This window comes from Spiroplasma endosymbiont of Melieria omissa (assembly GCF_964031175.1).
Taxonomy (GTDB): Bacteria; Bacillota_I; Bacilli_A; order Mycoplasmatales; family VBWQ01; genus Spiroplasma_E; species Spiroplasma_E ixodetis_A.
On sequence record NZ_OZ035012.1, the window covers coordinates 291,346 to 314,530 of the forward strand.

Below are 23,185 nucleotides of genomic sequence, written 5' to 3' on the forward strand. Positions count from 1 at the left end.
AGCAGAAGGGAATAAAAACATGAAAAATGATAAAAAAAACACTAAAAATTCAAGTCAACAAGTAACTAAAAATAAGTTAGAATCTAGTTTTACAAAGAAGTCAGTATCTAAAAATGAAGGTGCAATACCACCAGTAACCCATAAATCTCATGATAAACCAGAATCAAAGGAAGAAATAGAAGCTAATAAAGCCAAATTGCAAGCTTTTAAAGATAATCAAAAAGCAATTAAAAAATTAACAAAAACTCATTCAAAAGAAATTTTAGCAGGTAAAATTATATCAATGACTAATAATACTCCTGATACTCAAACTAATGTTATTGAATTATTTGATGTTAAAAAATCTTACTTAACTGGAGACTTAGAATATGAAGTATTAAAAGGAGTTAATTTAAAAATTAAATTAGGTGATTTTGTTGTTATCTTAGGACCATCGGGAAGTGGTAAGACAACATTATTAAATATTATTTCGGGATTGGATAAACCTAATACTGGTGATGTTTTTGTGGCGGGATACAATTTATCTTTATTAAAAGATAGTCATTTAACTAAATTTAGACGAGATAATGTTGGTTTTATTTTTCAACAATACAATTTATTAACTAACTTAACTGCTCGTGAAAATGCTGAAGTTGGTGAAAATCTTGCTAAAAATAAAAATATGAGTATTGATGATATTTTTCAAGTTATTGAAATGGATGAACATATGAATAAATTTCCAAGTCAATTATCAGGTGGACAACAACAAAGAGTATCGATTGGTAGAGCACTAGCAAAAAATCCGACAATTTTATTTTGTGATGAGCCAACAGGAGCACTTGATGAGGAAATGGGGCGTAAGGTATTAGAGATTTTATTGGATGTTAATCGAGAATATAAAACATCAATTATTATGGTTACTCATAATCCTAACTTCCAATATGTTGCAAATACTGTTATTAACGTTAAAAATGGTAAAATTATTAGTGTAAAGAATAATGAAAAACCAATGAAACCAAATGAAATAAATTGATCATAAGAAAAGGGTATAGATGGGGGTTGATTTAATAAATATAAGAAAAATGCATGAAAATATGCATTTTTCTTATATTTATATAGAGTAAATACTTGTATAAAGAAAAAAATATAAGTTTAATTCCTACTAATAGAAAATACTATATTTTATTTAGTTTAATTATTTTTTAGAAAGAAAAAGGTGCAAGGTAATGAGTATTGGTTTAATTACATTTATTATATGAATATGTTTAGTAATTTGAATAGTATTTTTAATTTGAGGTATAAGTTTATGTAATAGTAATAATGCATTAGGCATCATATTATTATTTTTAACATTAAATTTAATTGGTTTAATAATAGGAATTTCTTTATTATATAATAAAAATAAACAAAATGTAGATAACAAAAAAAATATTAATAGTAATATTGAGGCTTTTATGTAATCTGTGTAACTTTGTAAAACAAAGATACACAGATTACTAAACATTACCGAATTTAACATCTTTTCTACTAATCTTTTTGTTAATTCTTTATATAATCCTCCTTCTTTAAATACTGTTGTTAAATCTTCAGTATTTTCTAGTAATAAATCTACTGCTTTTGATATTGGATCATTATTATTAATACTTTGTTTTTTAGCCATCTGTAACTCACTCTTTCTAGTCATTTAATTATATTTACTAGAATTAATTAAACATAGTTATTTTTGTAAGTTACACAGATTACTAAACATTACCGTAATAAAAATAGAAGAATTAAGTTAAACATTCCTTTTTAGAAATTTTAATATTAAATTAAAAAATCATACCTTAATTTAATACAATTAAAAATAAAATAATAATAAGTATTATGATATTAAAGTATGACTTAAAAATATTTAAATGAAACTTGCAAAAAAGTAACTATTTTAACACTGATTGATAAATTATTCAGATATTTTTGTTGAAGATAAATCATAAAATTTACCTTTAATAATATATACTATTGTTTCACAAATGTTAACTAAGTGATCACCTAGTCTTTCAATATATTTCAACTGTTGCATTGTTGATGTATATTGAGAGAGTTGATCATTATTTTTGTTTACTTTTAACATATTGACAATGTTTTTCATTGATTCACGAAAACGATTATCAATATCAATATCATATTCTGCTGCTTGATAAGCTTTATTAATATCATTTTCATTTATAGATTCACCAATTAAATCCATCATTTTAAATACTTTTTTCATTAATCCTGATAATTGAGATGTTAATTTAATTTCTGGTTTATATTTGACATTAAATTTGGATAAATTTTTAGCATAATTTGAAATACGTTCTAAATCACGAATAATATTCATATAGCCAATAATAGTACGTAAGTCAGTAGCAAAAGGATTTTGTTGAGCAATACTTCAAATTGCAGTAATTGTTAAACTTTCAGCGGCTGTTCTAATTTCTTTATCAGTTTCAACAATTCTTTTTGACATGTCAAAATCTTGTGTTTCCATTGCTATTAAAGCGTCTTTATGTTCTTTTTTTACTTCTTTTAATAAAGTTAATAAGTTTTGTTTTAAATTTATGATATCTAAATCAAATCTACGGTTAATTATTTTCATTTTTTCCTCCTTTCTCTATAATTAATTATATATATTTTTAACCAAATCTGCCGGTAATATAATCTTCTGTTCTTTTATCTTTTGGTCGTGAAAATATTTTTTTAGTATTATTATATTCAATGACTTCTCCATTTAAGAAAAAGGCAGTTTTATCAGAAATTCGTGCTGCTTGTTGCATTGAATGTGTAACAACAATAATTGTAAAGTCTGATTTTAAATCATTCATTAAGTCTTCAATTTTAGATGCGGCAATTGGATCTAGAGCTGAAGTTGGTTCATCCATTAATAGTACTTCTGGTTTTAGGGCAATAGCACGAGCAATACATAAACGTTGTTGTTGGCCACCTGATAATGATAATGCTGAATCGAATAAGTGTTGAGCAACTTCATCTCATAAAGCCGCTTTTTTTAAAGCATCTTCGACAATTTGATTTAGAATCTTTTTATTTTTAATGCCTTGATTTTTTGGGCCATATGCCACATTATCATAAATTGACATTGGAAAGGGATTAGGTTTTTGAAATACCATTCCAACTTTAGTTCGTAATGAAATAATATTTTTTTTATTTTCATAAATATCTTCATTATTAAATAATATTTGTCCATTAATTTTAACACCATCAATTAAATCATTCATTCTATTTAAAGTTCGTAGTAATGTTGATTTGCCACAACCACTTGGTCCAATAAAAGCGGTTACTTGATTACGACTTATTTCTAAATTTATATTAAATAAAACCTGTTTTTTGCCATGATTATAGAAGAAATTTAAATTTTTAATAGTAAAAACATAATTACTTTTTGGAATATTTTCTATATTTGATAAATTATTTGATTTGTTATTTGGTTTTTTCTTAAATTTATCTTTCACTTTTAAAAAGTAAGGTTTAATTACATTTACTTTTCTTTTTTTATTGCTATTCGCTGATTCTTTCTTGCTTTCATTTTTTCTTTTAATAATTCAATTGAGCATTTTGTTTTTACCCCGATTCCTGTTGTTAAACTTTTTTCAAAATGTTTTGCTATAAAGTTTAAAATAAATATTAGTATAACTGTTATTAGTGCTGTTTGGTACATCATTCCTAATTTATTAGGGTCATTTGATTCTTTATTAACTAATAAAATATGGGTTGTTAAAGTTTGTCCTGAACTTAAGAAACCTTTATTGGGAAAAGCAACAGTGCTTCCTAATGTTAGATAAACTGGTGCTGATTCACCAATAATTCTACCCATTGATAAAATCATACTAGTAATAATGCCACCAATGGCAGCTGGAATAACTACTTTTCTTATTGTTTCAAATTTACTAGCACCTAGTGCTAATGATGCTTCGCGATATTCAATAGGTACTGATTTTAATGTATCTTCTACTGCTCTAATAATAAGTGGTAAAATAACAATTGTTAATGTTAAACTAGCAGCAATTGCTGAGAAACTTATTTGTAAGAAAGTAATAAAAAAAGTAAATCCAAACATACCAAAGATAATTGATGGCGTAGAAGCTAAGGTATTTAGCACAAAACGTAATATTGAAGCAAATCAACCATTTTTGGCATATTCGTGAAGATAAATTGCACCAATAATACCTAATGGCATAGCAATAGTAATTGTTGTTAATACCAATAAACATGTCATTGTGATAATTGATAAGTAACCTTCATCACCAGTTGTTCAAATTAAAGCTGCAAAATTAAAATTGAAAATGCTACTACCAGCATTACCACTAATGTTGAAGATACCATTAATAATAATATCACCAATAATTCAAATAATTAATCCCATAGTAATAAAACAAGCTAGCCCCATAAAGAATAATCGAAAATAGTCTTTAAAATGTTTTCAGCCTTGATTTTTAATAGTTTTTTCACTAATAGTTAACATTAGTTGATTATAAGATAGATTTATTTTTTTTAAATTATAATTTCGTGGTTTTTTATGACCTTTTGCTTTTTTATCACTACGTTTATAAATTATTAAAACAATAAAGTTAATTATTGAAACTATAATAAATAAAAATAAACCAATTCCATATAATGCTGATATTTGTTGAGAACTAACTGCTTCTCCAATTTCTAGTCCAATTACTCCCGCTAAAGTAGAAATTGAACTAAATAAAAATGCAAGTGGACCATGTGCAAAATTTGGGGTTAGAGTACTATTACCAGCAATCATAACAACGGCCATTGTTTCGCCGATGACTCTTCCAAATCCAAAAATTATTGCACCAATGATTTTGGTTTTTGCCGCTTTAAAAATGACTTTAAAACTAGTGTCAGTCCTGCTAATACCTAGTGCTAATGATGCATATAGATAAGATTTTGGTACTCGAGTAATAGCATTAACAGATAATGAAATAATTGTTGGTAATGCCATCATTGATAAAATAAAACTTGCTGTCATCATATTTTCTTTGGTTGGTGCTCCCATTTTTACAAAAATAGGACCAATGGTCATTAAACCAAAAGCACCAAAAACAACTGAAGGAATACCAGATAATAATTCTACTAAAGTTAATGTTGTTTTTTTTAATTTTGGTGGTAAAAATTCACATATAAATAATGATGTTAGTAAGCTTAAAGGAATAGCAAGTATCATTGAAAATAGTGCAACTCAAAAAGTGGCAACGATAAATGCAATAATACCAAAACTATTAGCACTAGGTAATCATTTACTATTTCCTAACATTTTAAATCAATTTAGAAAACTCATATTACTAAATGTTTGACCGATAATAAAACCGATTAATAATGAAGCGGCAATTAGTGCTAATGAAGATATAGACAATACACAAATTTTAGCAATCAGATCATAAGTATGTTTTTTTTGTTCACTAATAAAAACATTTTTTGGATCATGATTTTTATTAAAATGATTAAAAGTTATTTTATGTCAAAACTTTTTAAAAGATTTGGATTTCATTTATTAATACTCCTTTATGGAAAATTGTTTAATCACTGATTTAAATCATAATTTAATTTGTCAGTTAATGGTACTGCTGATTGTGCGTACTGAGCTTCTGAAAAAGCAGGAACTACGTATTCGTTATGACCTGGATAGTCAGGAATAAACAAGAATTTTAGAAATTTAACTAAAGTATTAATTTGTTTAAAATTTTTATTTATTAAACCTGTAAATGGTCGTGACAACTGATAAGTACCATTTTTAATGGTATCTAAACTTGGAGTAATTTTTTTTCAATTAGCAATATGAATATTAGTGAATTGTTTATTCGAATCTAATTGTTTTTTATCTGAATATGAACTATAGCCAACAACACCACTAGACATATTAAACATTTGTGTACTTGAATTAACAGTTATTGCTTGTGGATAATATGCTTTTGAATCACCCAGAACTTTTTCATTAAAAACATCTCGTGTTCCTGAACCATTTTCTCTAGTATAAGGTAAAATTTTGAGGTCACAAGTTGGTTTGATTCAACCTTGATTTCGTTCTGAAGTATTTTGTGGAAATAAATCTCTTCAGAAAATAGAAGATTTAGTTAAATACATTTTTTTTACTTTATCTTGTGTAAAATTTAGAGGTTTATTATTACCTAAGCAATCTTGTGGCAAATTATAAACTAAAATCATGCCATCTTTTGATAAAACAAAAGAAATTAAATTATTATTAGGAGTTGTATATTCTTTTGAAAGTCAGCCAATACCAAACATATTTTTATTAACGGGAATTACTGCTGCATCTGAACCTAAACTGTTATAAGTAAAGTCTGCTTCTTTATGATTATCGGGATAGTCTTCCATTAATGTATGCATTAAAGGTGCTACTGAAGTTGAACCCCCCATAATAAAATAGGGTTTATGACTAACTAAAGTTACAATAAAAATACTAATCATTGTGATTAATCAAAATAATGACAAAATTCTTTTTTTTAGCATATAAATCCACCCAACTGAGAGTTTTCTTTATCATACACGTATTATAACAATATAATTGATAAAAACTAGAAAAATTATTTCATTTTTATAAAAAATGTAGGTTCTAGACTATATTATTAATATTTTTAATTTAATATAAAAAATAAAAGAAAAGTATTTCTTTCTTTTATTAGTATTCTTTATTTATATATTTCAAAAGATAAAATAACTTTATTTTTTATTATCTAAAGCATTATTTTTCTTTAAAGTTTTTAAAGTACGAGCACTAATCATTAAAGTTTTTCCACCAATTTTTACTGGTTGTAAGTTTGGATTTCATTTTCTTCTAGAAGAGTTCATCGCATGCGAACGGTTGTTACCAGCTAGTGGACCAATACCACTTAAAGCACATTTTCTTGCCATAGTTATTTTCTCCTTATTAATGTTTTAACTAATAAATAATACCATATTTATTTATTTATTTTAAAAAAAATTAAAATTTATTTGTAAAAAATTGAATATTTACTAGGTCATTATTTTAATAAGAAAAATTTAAATTATATATTTTTTTAAAAAAATAAAAAATATGTTATAAATAAACTATATTATACAAATTTTTAAGAAATCTTGGAGGAAAAAAATGAATTGTATTATTTATGCTGTGCAAATTGATGATGAAAAAAAGATTGGTTTACATGCACGACCAATAGCCAAAATTGCAGCTGCTATTAGTAAGTATAAAAATATTGAGTTAGAAGTCATTAAATTACCTGATAATGCAGATATTACGAAGTCAGTAAAACTTACTGGTAATGAAACTAAAGTTAAAGTTAAGTCAGTTCTTAATTTTCTAGGTTTACAAGCAAAAAATTTTAGTAAAATTGCTTTTATTATTACAAAAATGGATGATAAAGAAGAAGATAAAAAACTTGAAGAAGTTAAATCAGAAATTATTTCTTTATTAAAAGAAGAAAAATTAATAAAGTAAATGGTTTTAAAAAAAGTATTCTTTTGAATACTTTTTTTAAAACCATTTATCCTTATGATATAATTATTTACGTTCTTAAAATATTAAATTATATAAATGGAGGCATTTAATGAGCGAAATTAACAAAAATAAAGAAATAATAATTTCAGAACAAGGTTTAGAAAAGTTAAAAACTGAATTATATAAACGAATTAATGTTGAACGTGAATCAATAAAAGAACGATTAAAAGCAGCTAGGACTGATGGTGATTTATCAGAAAATGCTGATTATACTAGTGCGCGTGAAGAGCAAGGCAAAAATGAAGCACGCATTCAAGAACTTGAAACGATTATTACTACTGCTGTTATTCTTGAAGAACAAAAACAACGTAAAAATAGTAATATCAAAGCAGTTCGTGTTGGTAGTTGAGTAACAATTGTAAAAATTAAAGATGGTAAAATTGTTTTTGAATCAGAAGAAAAATTTAAAATTGTTGGAAGTATTGAAAGTAATCCATTTGAAGGATTAATTTCTAATGAGTGCCCATTAGCAGTATCAATTATGAATTGTGTTGTTGGTGATATTGTTGATATTAAAGGTATTAAAGAAACATATAGGCTAAAAATTATAGAAGTAAAAAATCAATTATAAGTTTTGTTTTCTTTAGTATCTAAATTACTTTGTTGTTTGATTTTTTCAAAATTATTATCTGGGATTTTTAAGCAATCATTTAGTAATTCTTTTATGTTAGAATTTTCAATATTAAAGTTTTCACATATTTCTTTTAAAGAAAGTTTAGTTTCAAAGTATGTTTCATCATTTTTAATAGTTATACCTTCTTTAATAATTTTATTTTTTAAGTCATTAATTTCATTTATATATGATGAATTTGGTAATTTTTTTTGATTAATTTCAAATTTTGGTAAATTAAAAGTTGCTGTTATTACTCATGGGATATCTATTTTTTTAGATGCAACTGCATTATGGTAAACATTTTTTAAAAATTCTTGTAATTCTTTAGAAAAAATGGTTACTTTTGAACTATTGTAAATTGAATGTTGAACATTAATTAGATCTTTTTGATTATAATCAATCATTATTTCTAAATTTAAACGTTTACTTTTTAATTTAAAAGTATTATTTTTTAATATTGTTTTTATAATTTCATATGATTTTGGCATATAAATATCCTTTCTTTTTTTTAACTTATTAATAATTATTTAATACTAAATTAATTATATATTATGTTGGATTTTAATGTAGTAATAGGAGTTTTAAATAACATTATAAGTTTAATTTAAAAAGATATTATTATTTTAGAATAATAAGTTATTTGGTGTACGAGGAAAAGGAATAACATCTCTAATATTATTAATACCAGTAATAAACATTAAAAATCTTTCTAGACCTAAACCAAAACCAGCACTTGGTGCATATCCATATTTTCTTAAATCAAAATATCATTGTAGATCATTACCTTCAATTTTGAATTGGGTTTTATTTTTTAGTAATTGTTCATAATTATCTTCACGAACAGAACCACCAATTAATTCACCAATCCCTGGCACTAATAAATCCATAGCTGCCACTGTTTTTTGTTGTGGATGATTACTATCAATTGGATTAAGTTTCATGTAAAAAGCTTTGATGGTCTGTGGATAGTTAATAACAAAAGTTGGTTGTTTAGTTATTTCTTCACATAAATATCTTTCATGTTCTGATTGTAAATCAATTCCTCATTTAATTTCATTAAATTCAAATTTTTTTCCTTTTTTTTGTGCATTTAAAAGTAATTCAATGACTTCTGTATAAGTAATAACTTTAAAATCAGATTTAAAATCGGCAATTTTTTCTAATTTTTCAATTAGTGATTGTTCATTTTTAGTTTCTTCTTTTTGTTCTAAGAATTTTAATTCAGAATTACAATTATTTAGAACATCTCTAATAACAGTTTTTATTAGTTTTTGGGCTAGTATAATATTATCTTGTAGATTACTAAAGGTAAATTCTGGTTCTACCATTCAAAATTCTGCTGCGTGACGTGTAGTATTAGATTTTTCAGCACGAAATGTTGGTCCAAATGTGTAAACTTTTTGTAAAGATTGAGCGTAGGCTTCAGCATTTAACTGACCACTAACAGTTAATGAGGCTTTTTTCCCAAAAAAATCCTTTTCATATTTATCATTAGTTATAGTAGTAACAATAAAATTTTCACCAGCACCTTCAGCATCATTAGCTGTAATAAGAGGACTATGTAGGTAAATAAATTGATTATCATGGAAAAATTTATGAATAGATCATGATACTTGATCACGAATTCTAAATAATGACAAGAAAGTATTAGTACGAACACGTAAGTGTGCGTGTTCACGAAGAAATTCATTTGTATGTTCTTTTTTTTGGATTGGATAATCATTAGCGCATATGTTGTAGACAGTAGCAGTAATTACTTTTAGTTCAAATGGTTGTTTCGCATTTGGTGTTAAAATTAAATTACCAGTAATAGTAACAGCACTACCAGTAGTAACATTAGTTAAATTGTTAGTATTTTCTAAATTTGGATCATATACTACTTGTAAGTTATTAATTGAAGAACCATCGTTTAAATCTAAAAACCCAACTTTTTTACTATTTCGATTAGAACGAACCCAACCGTTAACAGTTACTTGTGTTGGTATTTTTTTAGTTTTATCGTTACTATTAATAAATAAATTATTAATTGTGTAAATCATTATTGTTCCTCCTATTTATTTTTATATAATAAATAAATTATATATTAACTATTATCTTAGTAGGGAATTATTTATGATTTTTTTCATTAATATTTGGGATAAATTTTATTTTTAGTTAGTATAAAATTTGAAATTGAATTTTAAGTTAATGTTATAATATTACTTATAGTAAAGGGGGTTTATTATGGGCAAATTTTTAAAGTTAATTACTAATGACTTTATGACAGGTGTTAGTGAACCATTATGTAATAATGAAGGAGTTGCAGTTTTACCTTTTGTATATAAATACAATCAATATTGATTTTTATTAATGAAAGAAAAGAATCCTTTATTTGAAAATAAAAAGATATCATTTTTTAGTACTCTAACAGGTGGTTGTAAATTAGGTAAATCATCACTAGAAACTGTTAAGAATGAAATTTTAGAAGAGACAGGAATTAATATTAGCAGTTTAAAACTTGATTGTATTTATAGACTTGGTAGTTATTATGCTAATAAAACTTCAATAAAAATATGACATTTTTATGCTGTTGATTTATCTAGTTTGAATTTAGATTTAAAGTTAAGTTATTTTGGTAAAGGTGATGGTAGTATTGGTGAAAATGGTATTAATGGTATTTTTATTAATGAGAGTGAACTAGATAAAGTTAATGATTCACTTACATTGGCAATTTATGGAAAATTACGATTGAATAATACAATAGTGAACATAAATAAATAAATTTAAAAGGAAGAAAATATGTTTAAAGATATATAGCTAACTAAAGTAATGTTTACTCATATCTTGAAAAACAAAATCAATCGCTTTTTTAATATTTGGTCAATAATTTGGTAATATTTTTCTTATATTATGTTTTATAGCAAAGCAAAAATGTTCAATTGGATTTAAATTAGGAGAATATGGCGGAAGAAATAATAGTTTGCATCCAGCATTTTCAATTAATTGTTGTGTTAATTTAGATTTATGAAACGTTGCATTATCTAAAACTATAATTTGTCCACGCTTTAATACTGGAATTAGTTTATTTTTAACATATGATTCAAAAATTTTACTATTGCAATGTCCTTCAAATGCTCATAAGGCTTTTAATTTACCTTTATTTAGTGAACCAATTATACTCATTCTCTTTATTTTATATGCGGGTTTATTATCAAATAATCTTTTACCTTTTTCAGATCAACCATATTTATAAAATTCATTATCATCAATTCCAGATTCATCAATATATACTAAATCTTCATTCATTATTTTAGCTATTTCTTTTAAAAAATCTTCTTGTTTATTTTTATCTCTTTGTTCATATAGAAAAGTTTTTTTTATATGTATAATTTAGTTTTTTAAAATAGTTATAAACTGTTTCTTTAGTCATATTTCCAAATTTATCAATTACTTTTTGAACTGTAACATCTTTATTTTCTGCTAAATAATTTTTTAATTCATCTAAATCCTTTATTTTGTGGCTATGTCCTTTTTGATAATTCAAAATTGGTTTTATATGCCCAGTTTCTTTTTTTCTTTTTCTTCATAAAAATAAAGTCTTTCTAGTGATATTGAACACTTTACAAATTTCTTTAATTTTCATATTTTTACTTTCATAAGCTTCTATTACTTTTCTTCGTAAGTCTTCACTGTATGGTTTTGGCATAATTTAATCTTCCTAATCTATTTTAATTATTGCTGAATTGTACTTTTAAATTCAAAAACTGTTTAAATTACATATTATTATTTTACATTATTTATGAGTAAACATTACTTTAGTTAGCTATATATTAATATTTTTACTTAAATTCGTATTATTAAATTTATGATAATAAATTTCAATTAAATTATTATCTTTATCAAAAATATAATTAATTGAATAATCTCTTGCATCATTAGAAAAGGGCAATTCATTAATTAGTTTATAAACTTTTTCTTTATCAACAATTAAATTAATAATCTCATTAGTTAAATCTTTATTAAAACTATTTTTAATACTAATTTTACTAATAAAATCCTTTCCTAAACTATCAGCTACACCTTTAGTAATTTTATTTTCGTGTACTGCTTTAACAATATAATATAAACCTAATGTTTCATTTAGATTATTACTGTGTTCAACTTTAGCAGCACCTGCTTGTTGTGAAATATCAATATGTTTTTCAACTCCACCAAATTGAATATATTGTCAATCAGTATTATCACCACTAAAATATGTGTGAGAATATTCACTTTTACTATATGGATTATATTTATCTTTAACTGTGGTAATTTTTTTATGAGTAATCATTTCTTGTTTAGTAGCATCAACTTCGACTTTATCTTTTGGTGGTATTACAGCATCCTTTTTATAAACTAATTCACCTTTATTATCAACAGTAAATAATGTTCGTGCTAATGTCTTACCATCACTTAATAAATAATTAGCATGACTAGTATCATAACTATAATAGTTATTATCTATTTGATTAGTAATTCAATCACTACTACTTAAATAACCATATTGATTATTAAATAATGAAGTTACAGAATCACTTATTGATAATTTATTTGTTAATAGTTTATTAACAGTAGTGTTAGCAACATCAATAGTATTAATAATACTACTACTTGTTAAAGTTAATGTTGTTAATGTACTTAATGTCATTAGTAATTGTTTCATGTTACATTCTCCTTTCGTTTTAAGTTTACTAAAAATTATTTTATAAAAAATATCTGACTAATCTATACTAAATATAACACTTTATTAATTTTATTTAAGAAGATTAATAAAATGCTTATTTTAAAAAGTAAATTTAGTATGTAAGTATTTAATTTCATTTAGAAATACTTTTAATATAAAATTTATCAACTAATGAAGGATGTCATATATCTGTACCATAACAGTCAATATGAATTATTATTCCATTAACACCCATATTATTTAAAAATTTTGTTAAATTATCTTTAAATATAGAATTTCAAAAATTTTTAAAAGTTCAATTATCACCAATTTCATGCTCCATATTACTATAATCAAATAAGTTTCCATTAGTAAAATACTTATAAATTACATCTCAATTATTTTGATTATTAATTAAATAATATAAATCTTGATAATTAATATAAATATCACCTGTATAATCAACTGAAGCAAAAGGACCAGGACTAACATGAGTTTCAAAATTACTTGTATTACTTTTTTCGTAACTATAATGATTATAATTTAACTCAATAATATTATTATTATGATCAAAAATATAACTAATGGCATAACTCGTATCATCATTTGAAAATGGCATATTTAACATAAAATTATAAACATATTTATTATTAATAATTAAATCAATAATTTTAGTAATTAATTCATTATTAATTTTTCCTTTTAAACTACTTTGTGATATAAAATATATTCCCAAATTAATAGCAACTGACTGACTAATCTTATTTTCAATTACTGCTTTAGCAATATAATATAAACCTAATGTTTCATTTAGATTATTACTGTGTTCAACTTTAGCAGCACCTGCTTGTTGTGAAATATCAATATGTTTTTCAACTCCACCAAATTGAATATATTGTCAATCAGTATTATCACCACTAAAATATGTGTGAGAATATTCACTTTTACTATATGGATTATATTTATCTTTAACTGTGGTAATTTTTTTATGAGTAATCATTTCTTGTTTAGTAGCATCAACTTCGACTTTATCTTTTGGTGGTATTACAGCATCCTTTTTATAAACTAATTCACCTTTATTATCAACAGTAAATAATGTTCGTGCTAATGTCTTACCATCACTTAATAAATAATTAGCATGACTAGTATCATAACTATAATAGTTATTATCTATTTGATTAGTAATTCAATCACTACTACTTAAATAACCATATTGATTATTAAATAATGAAGTTACAGAATCACTTATTGATAATTTATTTGTTAATAGTTTATTAACAGTAGTGTTAGCAACATCAATAGTATTAATAATACTACTACTTGTTAAAGTTAATGTTGTTAATGTACTTAATGTCATTAGTAATTGTTTCATGTTACATTCTCCTTTCGTTTTAAGTTTACTAAAAATTATTTTATAAAAAATATCTGACTAATCTATACTAAATATAACACTTTATTAATTTTATTTAAGAAGATTAATAAAATGCTTATTTTAAAAAGTAAATTTAGTATGTAAGTATTTAATTTCATTTAGAAATACTTTTAATATAAAATTTATCAACTAATGAAGGATGTCATATATCTGTACCATAACAGTCAATATGAATTATTATTCCATTAACACCCATATTATTTAAAAATTTTGTTAAATTATCTTTAAATATAGAATTTCAAAAATTTTTAAAAGTTCAATTATCACCAATTTCATGCTCCATATTACTATAATCAAATAAGTTTCCATTAGTAAAATACTTATAAATTACATCTCAATTATTTTGATTATTAATTAAATAATATAAATCTTGATAATTAATATAAATATCACCTGTATAATCAACTGAAGCAAAAGGACCAGGACTAACATGAGTTTCAAAATTACTTGTATTACTTTTTTCGTAACTATAATGATTATAATTTAACTCAATAATATTATTATTATGATCAAAAATATAACTAATGGCATAACTCGTATCATCATTTGAAAATGGCATATTTAACATAAAATTATAAACATATTTATTATTAATAATTAAATCAATAATTTTAGTAATTAATTCATTATTAATTTTTCCTTTTAAACTACTTTGTGATATAAAATATATTCCCAAATTAATAGCAACTGACTGACTAATCTTATTTTCAATTACTGCTTTAGCAATATAATATAAACCTAATGCTTCACTTAAACTATTGCTATGTTCAACTTTATCAGCACCTGCTTGTTGTGAAATATCAATATGTTTTTCAACTCCACCAAATTGAATATATTGTCAATCAGTATTATCACCACTAAAATATGTGTGAGAATATTCACTTTTACTATATGGATTATATTTATCTTTAACTGTGGTAATTTTTTTATGAGTAATCATTTCTTGTTTAGTAGCATCAACTTCGACTTTATCTTTTGGTGGTATTACAGCATCCTTTTTATAAACTAATTCACCTTTATTATCAACAGTAAATAATGTTCGTGCTAATGTCTTACCATCACTTAATAAATAATTAGCATGACTAGTATCATAACTATAATAGTTATTATCTATTTGATTAGTAATTCAATCACTACTACTTAAATAACCATATTGATTATTAAATAATGAAGTTACAGAATCACTTATTGATAATTTATTTGTTAATAGTTTATTAACAGTAGTGTTAGCAACATCAATAGTATTAATAATACTACTACTTGTTAAAGTTAATGTTGTTAATGTACTTAATGTCATTAGTAATTGTTTCATGTTACATTCTCCTTTCGTTTTAAGTTTACTAAAAATTATTTTATAAAAAATATCTGACTAATCTATACTAAATATAACACTTTATTAATTTTATTTAAGAAGATTAATAAAATGCTTATTTTAAAAAGTAAATTTAGTATGTAAGTATTTAATTTCATTTAAAAATACTTTTAATATAAAATTTATCAACTAATGAAGGATGTCATATATCTGTACCATAACAGTCAATATGAATTATTATTCCATTAACACCCATATTATTTAAAAATTTTGTTAAATTATCTTTAAATATAGAATTTCAAAAATTTTTAAAAGTTCAATTATCACCAATTTCATGCTCCATATTACTATAATCAAATAAGTTTCCATTAGTAAAATACTTATAAATTACATCTCAATTATTTTGATTATTAATTAAATAATATAAATCTTGATAATTAATATAAATATCACCTGTATAATCAACTGAAGCAAAAGGACCAGGACTAACATGAGTTTCAAAATTACTTGTATTACTTTTTTCGTAACTATAATGATTATAATTTAACTCAATAATATTATTATTATGATCAAAAATATAACTAATGGCATAACTCGTATCATCATTTGAAAATGGCATATTTAACATAAAATTATAAACATATTTATTATTAATAATTAAATCAATAATTTTAGTAATTAATTCATTATTAATTTTTCCTTTTAAACTACTTTGTGATATAAAATATATTCCCAAATTAATAGCAACTGACTGACTAATCTTATTTTCAATTACTGCTTTAGCAATATAATATAAACCTAATGCTTCACTTAAACTATTGCTATGTTCAACTTTATCAGCACCTGCTTGTTGTGAAATATCAATATGTTTATTAACACCACCAAATTGCAAATATTGTCAATCAGTATTATCACCACTAAAATCGATAGATGAATACTGACTATTACTATAAGAATTGTAATTTGCTTTAACTGTAGTTATTTTTTTATGACTAATCATTTCTTGCATCGTATTTTCAATATTTAATTTTTGATCAGCAGGAATAATAATATCAGGATTATAAATTAAAATTCCTTCATTATTTACTAAAAAAGCATCTCTTGCGTTAGCAAAAGTATAACTCTTTAAAACTGATGTGTCATAACTATAAAACTTATGATCAGTTATTGATTGATTAGTTATTATATCACTATCATTTAAATAACCATATTGATTATTAAATAATGAAGTTACAGAATCACTTATTGATGATTTATTTTCTAATAATTTATTAATGGTAGTATTAGTACCATCAATAGTATTAATAATACTACTACTTGTTAAAGTTAATGTTGTTAATGTACTTAAAATGATTAATAATTGTTTCATATTAGTTTTTCCTTTTTTAACTTACTAATTGGTAATTAAAATTAAAATTAAAATCAGGGAATGTTAAAGTAGCACGATCACTAATAGTTTTGCCAGCAAACCTTTCTGATAAATCAAGAGTATAAAGTGTATTATCTTTAGTTGGTTGTGTTTCGCTGTCAGTAAATACTAGTTTTACATTACTTAACTCTCAACCCGATTTTGTTGTTACTGCAACATCGGTTTCTAGAAAAATAGTTTTTGTTTTAGTAATTAAATCTCAAAAATTATTTGCCTTACCACCTTTAATATCTTTACTAATATCAACTGACATACCACTTGGTTTTGTGTCACCATCTAATAAATAATTCATAGTGAACTGTCCAGTAAACGCATCCTCAACTGGACCATAAGAATTGTTATTAATTGTATTTAATAAACTATTTTTATTAGTAATTCAATTATCTAATAAATTATCTTGTTCATAAAAATGTTGACCTTCTTGTAAAATATTTGCATCTTGACCATCTTTTAATCAAATACCTTTTAATGCAAAATCTTTTGGTGAAGAATAATTACCAGTAATATTATTTTTATTATGACCATGAATAATCGCCTTAATGCTATCTAAACTTTTTGTTAATTTATGATCATTAGGACTAGCAGTTATTTTTATTTCAATATTTTTACCTAATTTATTATTAAAGATATTATCACCAACTTTTAAATTTGTTGATATTATATAATCACTATCTTCAATATTAAGATCTGAATAATTTTTTTGGAAATAATTTTGACAAATTGTTTGAACACCTTTAATAATTTGATCATTAATAATTTGATCATTAATAATTTGATCATTAATAAATTTAAGATTATCTTCTGATAAACTAACATCAGCATTAATATAGTTACCATTTTTATCTTTTTGATTATCTAAAGTAATTTGAAAGTTTTTATTATCTTTATCATTATTATATTGTGCTTCAATTTCATTAGTTAATTCTTTCATACTACTTAAATCAGCAATATCATTTTTAACATTTATAGTGCAGTCATCTTTTTTTCCTGTAAAGTTTCAAGGATTATTATCTAAAGATGTAATTGAAAATTGAACAGGAACACTTTTAGTAAAGTTTTGTGATTCTGAACCATTTTGAAATTCAATTTTGTAATAGCTAGGTTTAATTTCTTTTTTGGGTACATTTAATGCTTTACTTAAAGTTGTTGCAAATTGATCTTGAATTGTTGGAATTAATCATTTATCTTTTATTGAATCAATAGTAGCATTTTCAGGATTAGTAATATTAATAATTTTATCAGGAAAGTTAACTGGTAAACTAGCAATATTAATTGCAACTTGATTTATAATAATATTAATATTAATTTCGATATTAACGTTAGTATTTTCAATGCCAAAAATTGATGCTTGATCATTAGTTGTTAAATTTAAAACATAACTTTTAGACTCATTAAAGTTCTTTGGCAAAATAAAAGAAGTATTAGTTATCGGCTTTTTATCCTTACCAACAGTAAATTTAACTGCTGGATTATAATTAGCATTTAAGAAAAAATTAATTGGTAATAAATTTGAATTATCATTATCAATATCACTTTCAATTTTAGGATCAGTTTTTTGTAAATTATTATCAATACTACTTAAAACATTTGTAAAATCAATATTACCATTATCAGCAGCATTTTCAATAACATTAAAATTAACAATATTTGTTGATTTACTAAAATAAGCAATAGTAGATTTTAAACTAATAGGTCCAGAGTTACGATGATGTTTTTGATAATAATCATCTCATAATTTATTATTAGAATTAGGATTAAATTCAGAATTATTGAAAGCAGCAGTAGTATGTAAGAGTAATATTGTAGTAACTGTTGTAGAACCAAACGCTAATAAATACAACGAAAATAATAAGATTCTTTTCTTCTTATTTTTTTTAACATTAATTATATATATTGAATTAGATCCTGTTTTTATTTTTTTATGTTTATCCTGATTAATCATATCTTTACTCGGGCTATTACTATTTATTTTATATTTCATTTTAACAATCCTTTCCTAGCATTATTTTTTAAATAATCTAAAGTGAAAAATATAGCTTAACGCTTTAACTTGCTATTTTTAACTAAAATATTAAAATAGGAAAAAATATTAAAATAGTTTAAACCTTAGTTTTAATAAAATAAAACTAAGGTTTAAAGTAAACCAATTAAATTTAGTTTTTATATTTTAATATTAATAATTTTAATAATCATATAAACTTTGCTATACACCTATTAAAATTATAAGGAAAGAAATACTCTGTCCTTAAAAATAATATTACACTTATTATAAAAAAAGACAATATTCTTTTTAAAAAAAGATTGAATATTTTTAATTAAAAAGAACACTAATAGTAAAAGAATTTTCAAAATAATTTTTCTTAATTAAGATAAAAAATTAAATTAAAAATTCAATGACTATTTAATTTAATCATTGAATTTTTAATTTATGATTAATTTTTTTTAATATTACATTCAACATGCATTGGTTGTAAATTTTCTAAACTATTATTATTTGGATCACCATCAATGTGATCAATATTTCAAGCAAATGCTGAAGTTGGTTGTTCACCTTGATAAGCACCTTTTATCATTGGCAAACAACATCACGGACAAGGAGCTTGCACATTCAATGTTCAAAATTCAGATAATCCTTTAAAATATTTCTCCATTTTTTGAATAGAATAGTTTCATATTTTTTCTTTGTCTTCTTTTTCTCACTTTTTACGACGTGCCACAATGAATTAACCCCTTTCGTATTAAAATTATACTATAAGTTACAATATTTTTTTATATTTTTTTAAACTTAATATTAGAATTTATTTTATTAACGTGCTAATAATCTATTATAAGCAGTTTGCATTTGTGGGTCAAAACTACGAGTATATAAACTGTTAAAATATCCTTCGTGATGCTTACTTGGATCTAATGGATCGGGTAATTGGCCATTTTTTGGAATATATACATGCTTTCAAATTTCTGTTGAAAAATTAGTACTAACTTCATCCATAGCTGCTTGTAAAGGTGAGGTATAACCAAATTCACTACTTAAATCAACTTGTGTTTGTTTTTGCATTATATAATTAATAAATTTAAAAGCTAAATCTTTATGAGGAGAATCTTTACTAATTACCATATCATCATTTCAAACATTAGTTCCCATATATGGTCTAACAACAAGGTACTTACAATTATAAAGATCAGGATTATCAGTAATTGCAGATAATAAATCACCGTTATACATCATTGCTACATCCCACTTATTTTCATTACTAATTTCATCAACAATATCATCATTTAATAATTTTGTATTTTTATTTTTGATAACTGGTTCTAACCAATCACTTGCATCTTTAATTTCAATTGGACTATGAGCATTAATATTATCAGAAAATTCATTTCCTACTTGATTATATTGACCTGAACCAGTATTTTCTCCTCATTTATTTTTATAGTGTAAATCAGTAAGCGCAGTCATAAATAAGTTATACATATCATCATTTAAAACGATACGTTTACCCAATTTTGCAGCATCTGTTAAAACACTTCATTGAACATTTGAACCATCATCATTAATACCAAGATCACTAAGATTATTTGCATTAGTAGTATTAATTACTAATACAACATCACCTCAAAAATAAGGAATACTATAACTATTTAAACCAAATTTATTTAAAATTTCATCACTATTTTCAACTGGATATTTATTCATTAATTCATATAAATCATGATTAATATCTTCTTTTGGATTAAAATCAATTCTACTATCATACTTAATATCACTTGCTTCATATATTGTTGCAATTGGAAAAAGTCTATCTTCACTTGCTAATTTAGCAACCATATAATCACTAGGAACCATTACATCATAACTAGTAGTATACAATTTAGCATACAATGATTCATTATCATCAAAAGTTGAATATTTTATTTTAACTTGATATTTATTTTCAAATTCTTTTAAAATATTGGGGTTCATATATTCGCCTCAATTAGCAATTGATAAATCATAAACATTAGTATAAATGTAGAAAGCACCCAAACTAATAAAACTTGATAATAAGATGATACTAATCATAATTAATTTTCACGGTCATAGTAAAAAACGATACTTCTCTCTTCTTGATTTTGAGCATTCTTCTTTTAACTCTTTCTTTTTTTTAATCTTATTCTTTATATGTTCAATTCAAATTGATTCCATCTCAAGTTTTGCTTCAAGTTTAGAAATTTGATTAATAAGTTTCGGGTGATTTTTAATATAATCTTGAATTTTAATAATATCTTGCTCAGTTACAATTTCAAAATTACCATCACTATATAATGATTTACGCTTTCTACCATTACTCTTAACCTTTTTATAGTTAAAACCATTTAATTGTAAATAATATTTAGTTAACAACTTCTCAGTTTTAATAATTTTTTTATCATGATAAATACCTTTATCAATTTTTTCATTACGTTGTTTAATTTGTTTTTTGCAAAGAACATAAGTATTTCAAGAAATAATAAGTACTGCAATTAATAAAATAATTATTGTTGAAAAAGCATTAATATAAGGCTTAATTCGTTTTAAAGAATAAATAAAAGTTGAAACGTTAGAAGTATTACCAGCAGTAAAATAAGAAATTAAAAAATCATCAAAACTCATAGCAAACGCAATAGCTGCACCGGCAATTATTGCTGGTTTAATTGTTGGTAATACAATTTTACGTAGTGTATATCAAGGGGTCGCTCCTAAATCTTGACTTGCTTCTAATTGTGACATATTTATTGATCTAATTTTTGGTAAAACAGTAATAATAACATAAGGAATATTAAAAGAAATATGAGCGAAAATTAATGTTCCAAGACCAAAACTAAAACCAAATGCCATAAATAATAACATTAAAGAAACAGCAGTAACAATATCAGCATTAACTAAAGGAATATTAGTAATCCCTAAAGTAATATTACGTGTTATTTTTTTTGTTTTACTTAAACCCAAAGCAGCAAACGTACCAATAATAACAGCAACAAAAGTAGAAATAAAAGCAACAATTAATGTTACACTAACCGATTCTCAAAGTTCACTTTGTTGAAATAAATCGTAATAAGGTTGCAATGATCAAGAATTTCAACTGCGAACCGAATCACCACCATTAAAAGAGAATATCATTAAAACTAAAATTGGAGTATAAAATAATAAAAAGATAATAGCTAAATAACTATTTTTAAAAAAAGATCTCATTAATTAATACCTCCTATTTTTTTACCAGTAGCTCAACTACCAATCGCTTTTAAAGTAAAAATAATAATTAAAACAATAATACCTAAAATAACAGAAATAGCAGCACCATAAGCAAAATTAGCACCACGATAAAAATATGACTCAATAATATTTGCAATTAAAATAGTTTTTCCTTCACCAATATATTTAACTACTACTAGTGAAGTCATAGCACTTAACATCATCAAAGTAAAACCAGAAACAATACCAGGCACTGAAAAACGAAAGGTAACTTTTCAAAATGTTTTCATCTTAGAAGCTCCTAAATCTTGACTTGCTTCTAATAAATTGCGATCTGTTTTTTCTAAAGAATTATAAATTGGTAAAATAACGAAAGGCATAAACATATAAACCATTGCTAAAATAATACCAATTGGAGTTCCTAATAAAACATTAGGACCTAAAATACTAAAAATAATTTGTAATCCAATTGTACGTAATAAAATGTTAATTCAAATTGGTAAAGTAACTAAAACTCAAATATTTTTTGAAGCAATTTTTGTGGACATAAAAGCCATAATATAAGCAATGGGATAACCAAAAATAACAGCAATTAAAGTGGCAACAAATGAATAACCAATTGAACGTAATAAAACCATAACATAACTATTTTCTTTAAAAAAATCATTAAAATTACTAAATGTAAAACGAAATATTCAAGCATTATTAGTTGCTTTAATAATTGAATATAAAATTACAATTAATAATGGCAATACAATTAAAATTACCATCACCAATAAATATGGATAAGCAAGCGTAACTCATGATTTAAAACCAAAATTTACTGATTTATCTTTAATTTTATTTTTAATAAAACTTATTTTTTGGTTTGTTTTTTTTCAACATAACAATGCTTTTTTCTTTTTTACTCGTTTCATTTTCGATTTATTTTTTGCTACCTCTTGTAAAGAAACATTATTTTTTTTAAGTTTAAACCATTTTTTA

General features: G+C 23.7%; 20 protein-coding genes and 1 pseudogene. 4 read left to right on the forward strand and 17 right to left on the reverse strand.

Annotation, left to right across the window (positions count from 1 at the left end; translation table 4 throughout):
* Positions 1–19 precede the first annotated feature (19 nt).
* The gene (locus ACQH26_RS01900; protein WP_425382687.1) at positions 20–1,018 is read left to right on the forward strand and encodes an ABC transporter ATP-binding protein; all 999 of its coding nucleotides are present in this window, start codon (positions 20–22) and stop codon (positions 1,016–1,018) included.
* A gap of 462 nt (positions 1,019–1,480) precedes the next feature.
* Here ACQH26_RS01900 and ACQH26_RS01905 read toward each other — a convergent pair.
* The 6 genes and pseudogenes from ACQH26_RS01905 to rpmB all read right to left on the reverse strand — a co-directional run.
* Positions 1,481–1,639: pseudogene (locus ACQH26_RS01905) on the reverse strand (IS256 family transposase); the annotation flags it as partial.
* A gap of 282 nt (positions 1,640–1,921) precedes the next feature.
* Positions 1,922–2,599 (reverse strand): phosphate signaling complex protein PhoU, encoded by a 678-nt coding sequence (phoU, locus tag ACQH26_RS01910; protein WP_425382688.1) that lies wholly within the window; start codon positions 2,597–2,599, stop codon positions 1,922–1,924.
* A gap of 37 nt (positions 2,600–2,636) precedes the next feature.
* Positions 2,637–3,572 (reverse strand): phosphate ABC transporter ATP-binding protein PstB, encoded by a 936-nt coding sequence (gene pstB / locus ACQH26_RS01915; protein ID WP_425382689.1) that lies wholly within the window; start codon positions 3,570–3,572, stop codon positions 2,637–2,639.
* Positions 3,497–5,518, reverse strand: coding sequence for a phosphate ABC transporter permease PstA (pstA, locus tag ACQH26_RS01920; RefSeq protein ID WP_425382690.1), 2,022 nt, complete (start codon positions 5,516–5,518; stop codon positions 3,497–3,499). The genes pstB and pstA overlap by 76 nt, the downstream gene beginning before the upstream one ends.
* A gap of 14 nt (positions 5,519–5,532) precedes the next feature.
* Positions 5,533–6,498 (reverse strand): PstS family phosphate ABC transporter substrate-binding protein, encoded by a 966-nt coding sequence (locus tag ACQH26_RS01925; RefSeq protein ID WP_425382691.1) that lies wholly within the window; start codon positions 6,496–6,498, stop codon positions 5,533–5,535.
* A gap of 210 nt (positions 6,499–6,708) precedes the next feature.
* The gene (rpmB, locus tag ACQH26_RS01930) at positions 6,709–6,900 is read right to left on the reverse strand and encodes a 50S ribosomal protein L28 (protein ID WP_252320665.1); all 192 of its coding nucleotides are present in this window, start codon (positions 6,898–6,900) and stop codon (positions 6,709–6,711) included.
* 217 nt (positions 6,901–7,117) lie between these two features.
* Here rpmB and ACQH26_RS01935 point away from each other — a divergent pair, with 217 nt between their 5' ends.
* Together ACQH26_RS01935 and greA are read left to right on the forward strand one after the other, a co-directional pair.
* Positions 7,118–7,465, forward strand: a complete 348-nt coding sequence (locus tag ACQH26_RS01935) for an HPr family phosphocarrier protein (RefSeq protein WP_425382692.1) — start codon at positions 7,118–7,120, stop codon at positions 7,463–7,465.
* 109 nt (positions 7,466–7,574) lie between these two features.
* On the forward strand, positions 7,575–8,096 hold the full coding sequence (gene greA, locus ACQH26_RS01940) for a transcription elongation factor GreA (protein WP_425382693.1): 522 nt from the start codon (positions 7,575–7,577) through the stop codon (positions 8,094–8,096).
* Positions 8,097–8,761: 665 nt separating this feature from the next.
* Here the strand turns inward: greA and asnS are convergent.
* Positions 8,762–10,180: an asparagine--tRNA ligase gene (gene asnS, locus ACQH26_RS01945; protein WP_425383064.1), complete on the reverse strand. Its 1,419-nt coding sequence runs from the start codon at positions 10,178–10,180 to the stop codon at positions 8,762–8,764.
* A gap of 181 nt (positions 10,181–10,361) precedes the next feature.
* Between asnS and ACQH26_RS01950 the strand changes: the two genes are divergently transcribed.
* Positions 10,362–10,898, forward strand: coding sequence for a hypothetical protein (locus ACQH26_RS01950; RefSeq protein ID WP_425382694.1), 537 nt, complete (start codon positions 10,362–10,364; stop codon positions 10,896–10,898).
* A 36-nt stretch (positions 10,899–10,934) separates the two neighbouring features.
* Here ACQH26_RS01950 and ACQH26_RS01955 read toward each other — a convergent pair whose 3' ends face one another.
* The 10 genes from ACQH26_RS01955 to potB form a co-directional block, all read right to left on the reverse strand.
* The gene (locus tag ACQH26_RS01955) at positions 10,935–11,423 is read right to left on the reverse strand and encodes an IS630 family transposase (protein WP_425382269.1); all 489 of its coding nucleotides are present in this window, start codon (positions 11,421–11,423) and stop codon (positions 10,935–10,937) included.
* A 40-nt stretch (positions 11,424–11,463) separates the two neighbouring features.
* Positions 11,464–11,823, reverse strand: coding sequence for a helix-turn-helix domain-containing protein (locus tag ACQH26_RS01960; protein ID WP_425381863.1), 360 nt, complete (start codon positions 11,821–11,823; stop codon positions 11,464–11,466).
* A gap of 117 nt (positions 11,824–11,940) precedes the next feature.
* Positions 11,941–12,819: a hypothetical protein gene (locus tag ACQH26_RS01965; protein ID WP_425382695.1), complete on the reverse strand. Its 879-nt coding sequence runs from the start codon at positions 12,817–12,819 to the stop codon at positions 11,941–11,943.
* A 148-nt stretch (positions 12,820–12,967) separates the two neighbouring features.
* Positions 12,968–14,191 (reverse strand): hypothetical protein, encoded by a 1,224-nt coding sequence (locus ACQH26_RS01970; protein ID WP_425382696.1) that lies wholly within the window; start codon positions 14,189–14,191, stop codon positions 12,968–12,970.
* Positions 14,192–14,339: 148 nt separating this feature from the next.
* A complete protein-coding gene (locus tag ACQH26_RS01975; RefSeq protein WP_425382697.1) occupies positions 14,340–15,563 on the reverse strand; it encodes a hypothetical protein in 1,224 nt (407 codons plus the stop codon).
* 148 nt (positions 15,564–15,711) lie between these two features.
* On the reverse strand, positions 15,712–16,932 hold the full coding sequence (locus tag ACQH26_RS01980; RefSeq protein WP_425382698.1) for a hypothetical protein: 1,221 nt from the start codon (positions 16,930–16,932) through the stop codon (positions 15,712–15,714).
* Between the two features lie 16 nt (positions 16,933–16,948).
* Positions 16,949–18,973 carry a hypothetical protein gene (locus ACQH26_RS01985; RefSeq protein ID WP_425382699.1) on the reverse strand — a complete coding sequence of 675 codons (2,025 nt, stop codon included), beginning with the start codon at positions 18,971–18,973 and terminating at the stop codon, positions 16,949–16,951.
* A 451-nt stretch (positions 18,974–19,424) separates the two neighbouring features.
* Positions 19,425–19,709: an HNH endonuclease signature motif containing protein gene (locus tag ACQH26_RS01990; protein WP_252319983.1), complete on the reverse strand. Its 285-nt coding sequence runs from the start codon at positions 19,707–19,709 to the stop codon at positions 19,425–19,427.
* An 89-nt stretch (positions 19,710–19,798) separates the two neighbouring features.
* Entirely contained in the window at positions 19,799–22,201 is a 2,403-nt protein-coding gene (locus tag ACQH26_RS01995; RefSeq protein ID WP_425382700.1) for an extracellular solute-binding protein, read from the reverse strand.
* Positions 22,201–22,953: a spermidine/putrescine ABC transporter permease gene (potB, locus tag ACQH26_RS02000; protein WP_425382701.1), complete on the reverse strand. Its 753-nt coding sequence runs from the start codon at positions 22,951–22,953 to the stop codon at positions 22,201–22,203. Before potB ends, ACQH26_RS01995 begins: the two co-directional genes overlap by 1 nt.
* Positions 22,954–23,185: the final 232 nt, after the last annotated feature.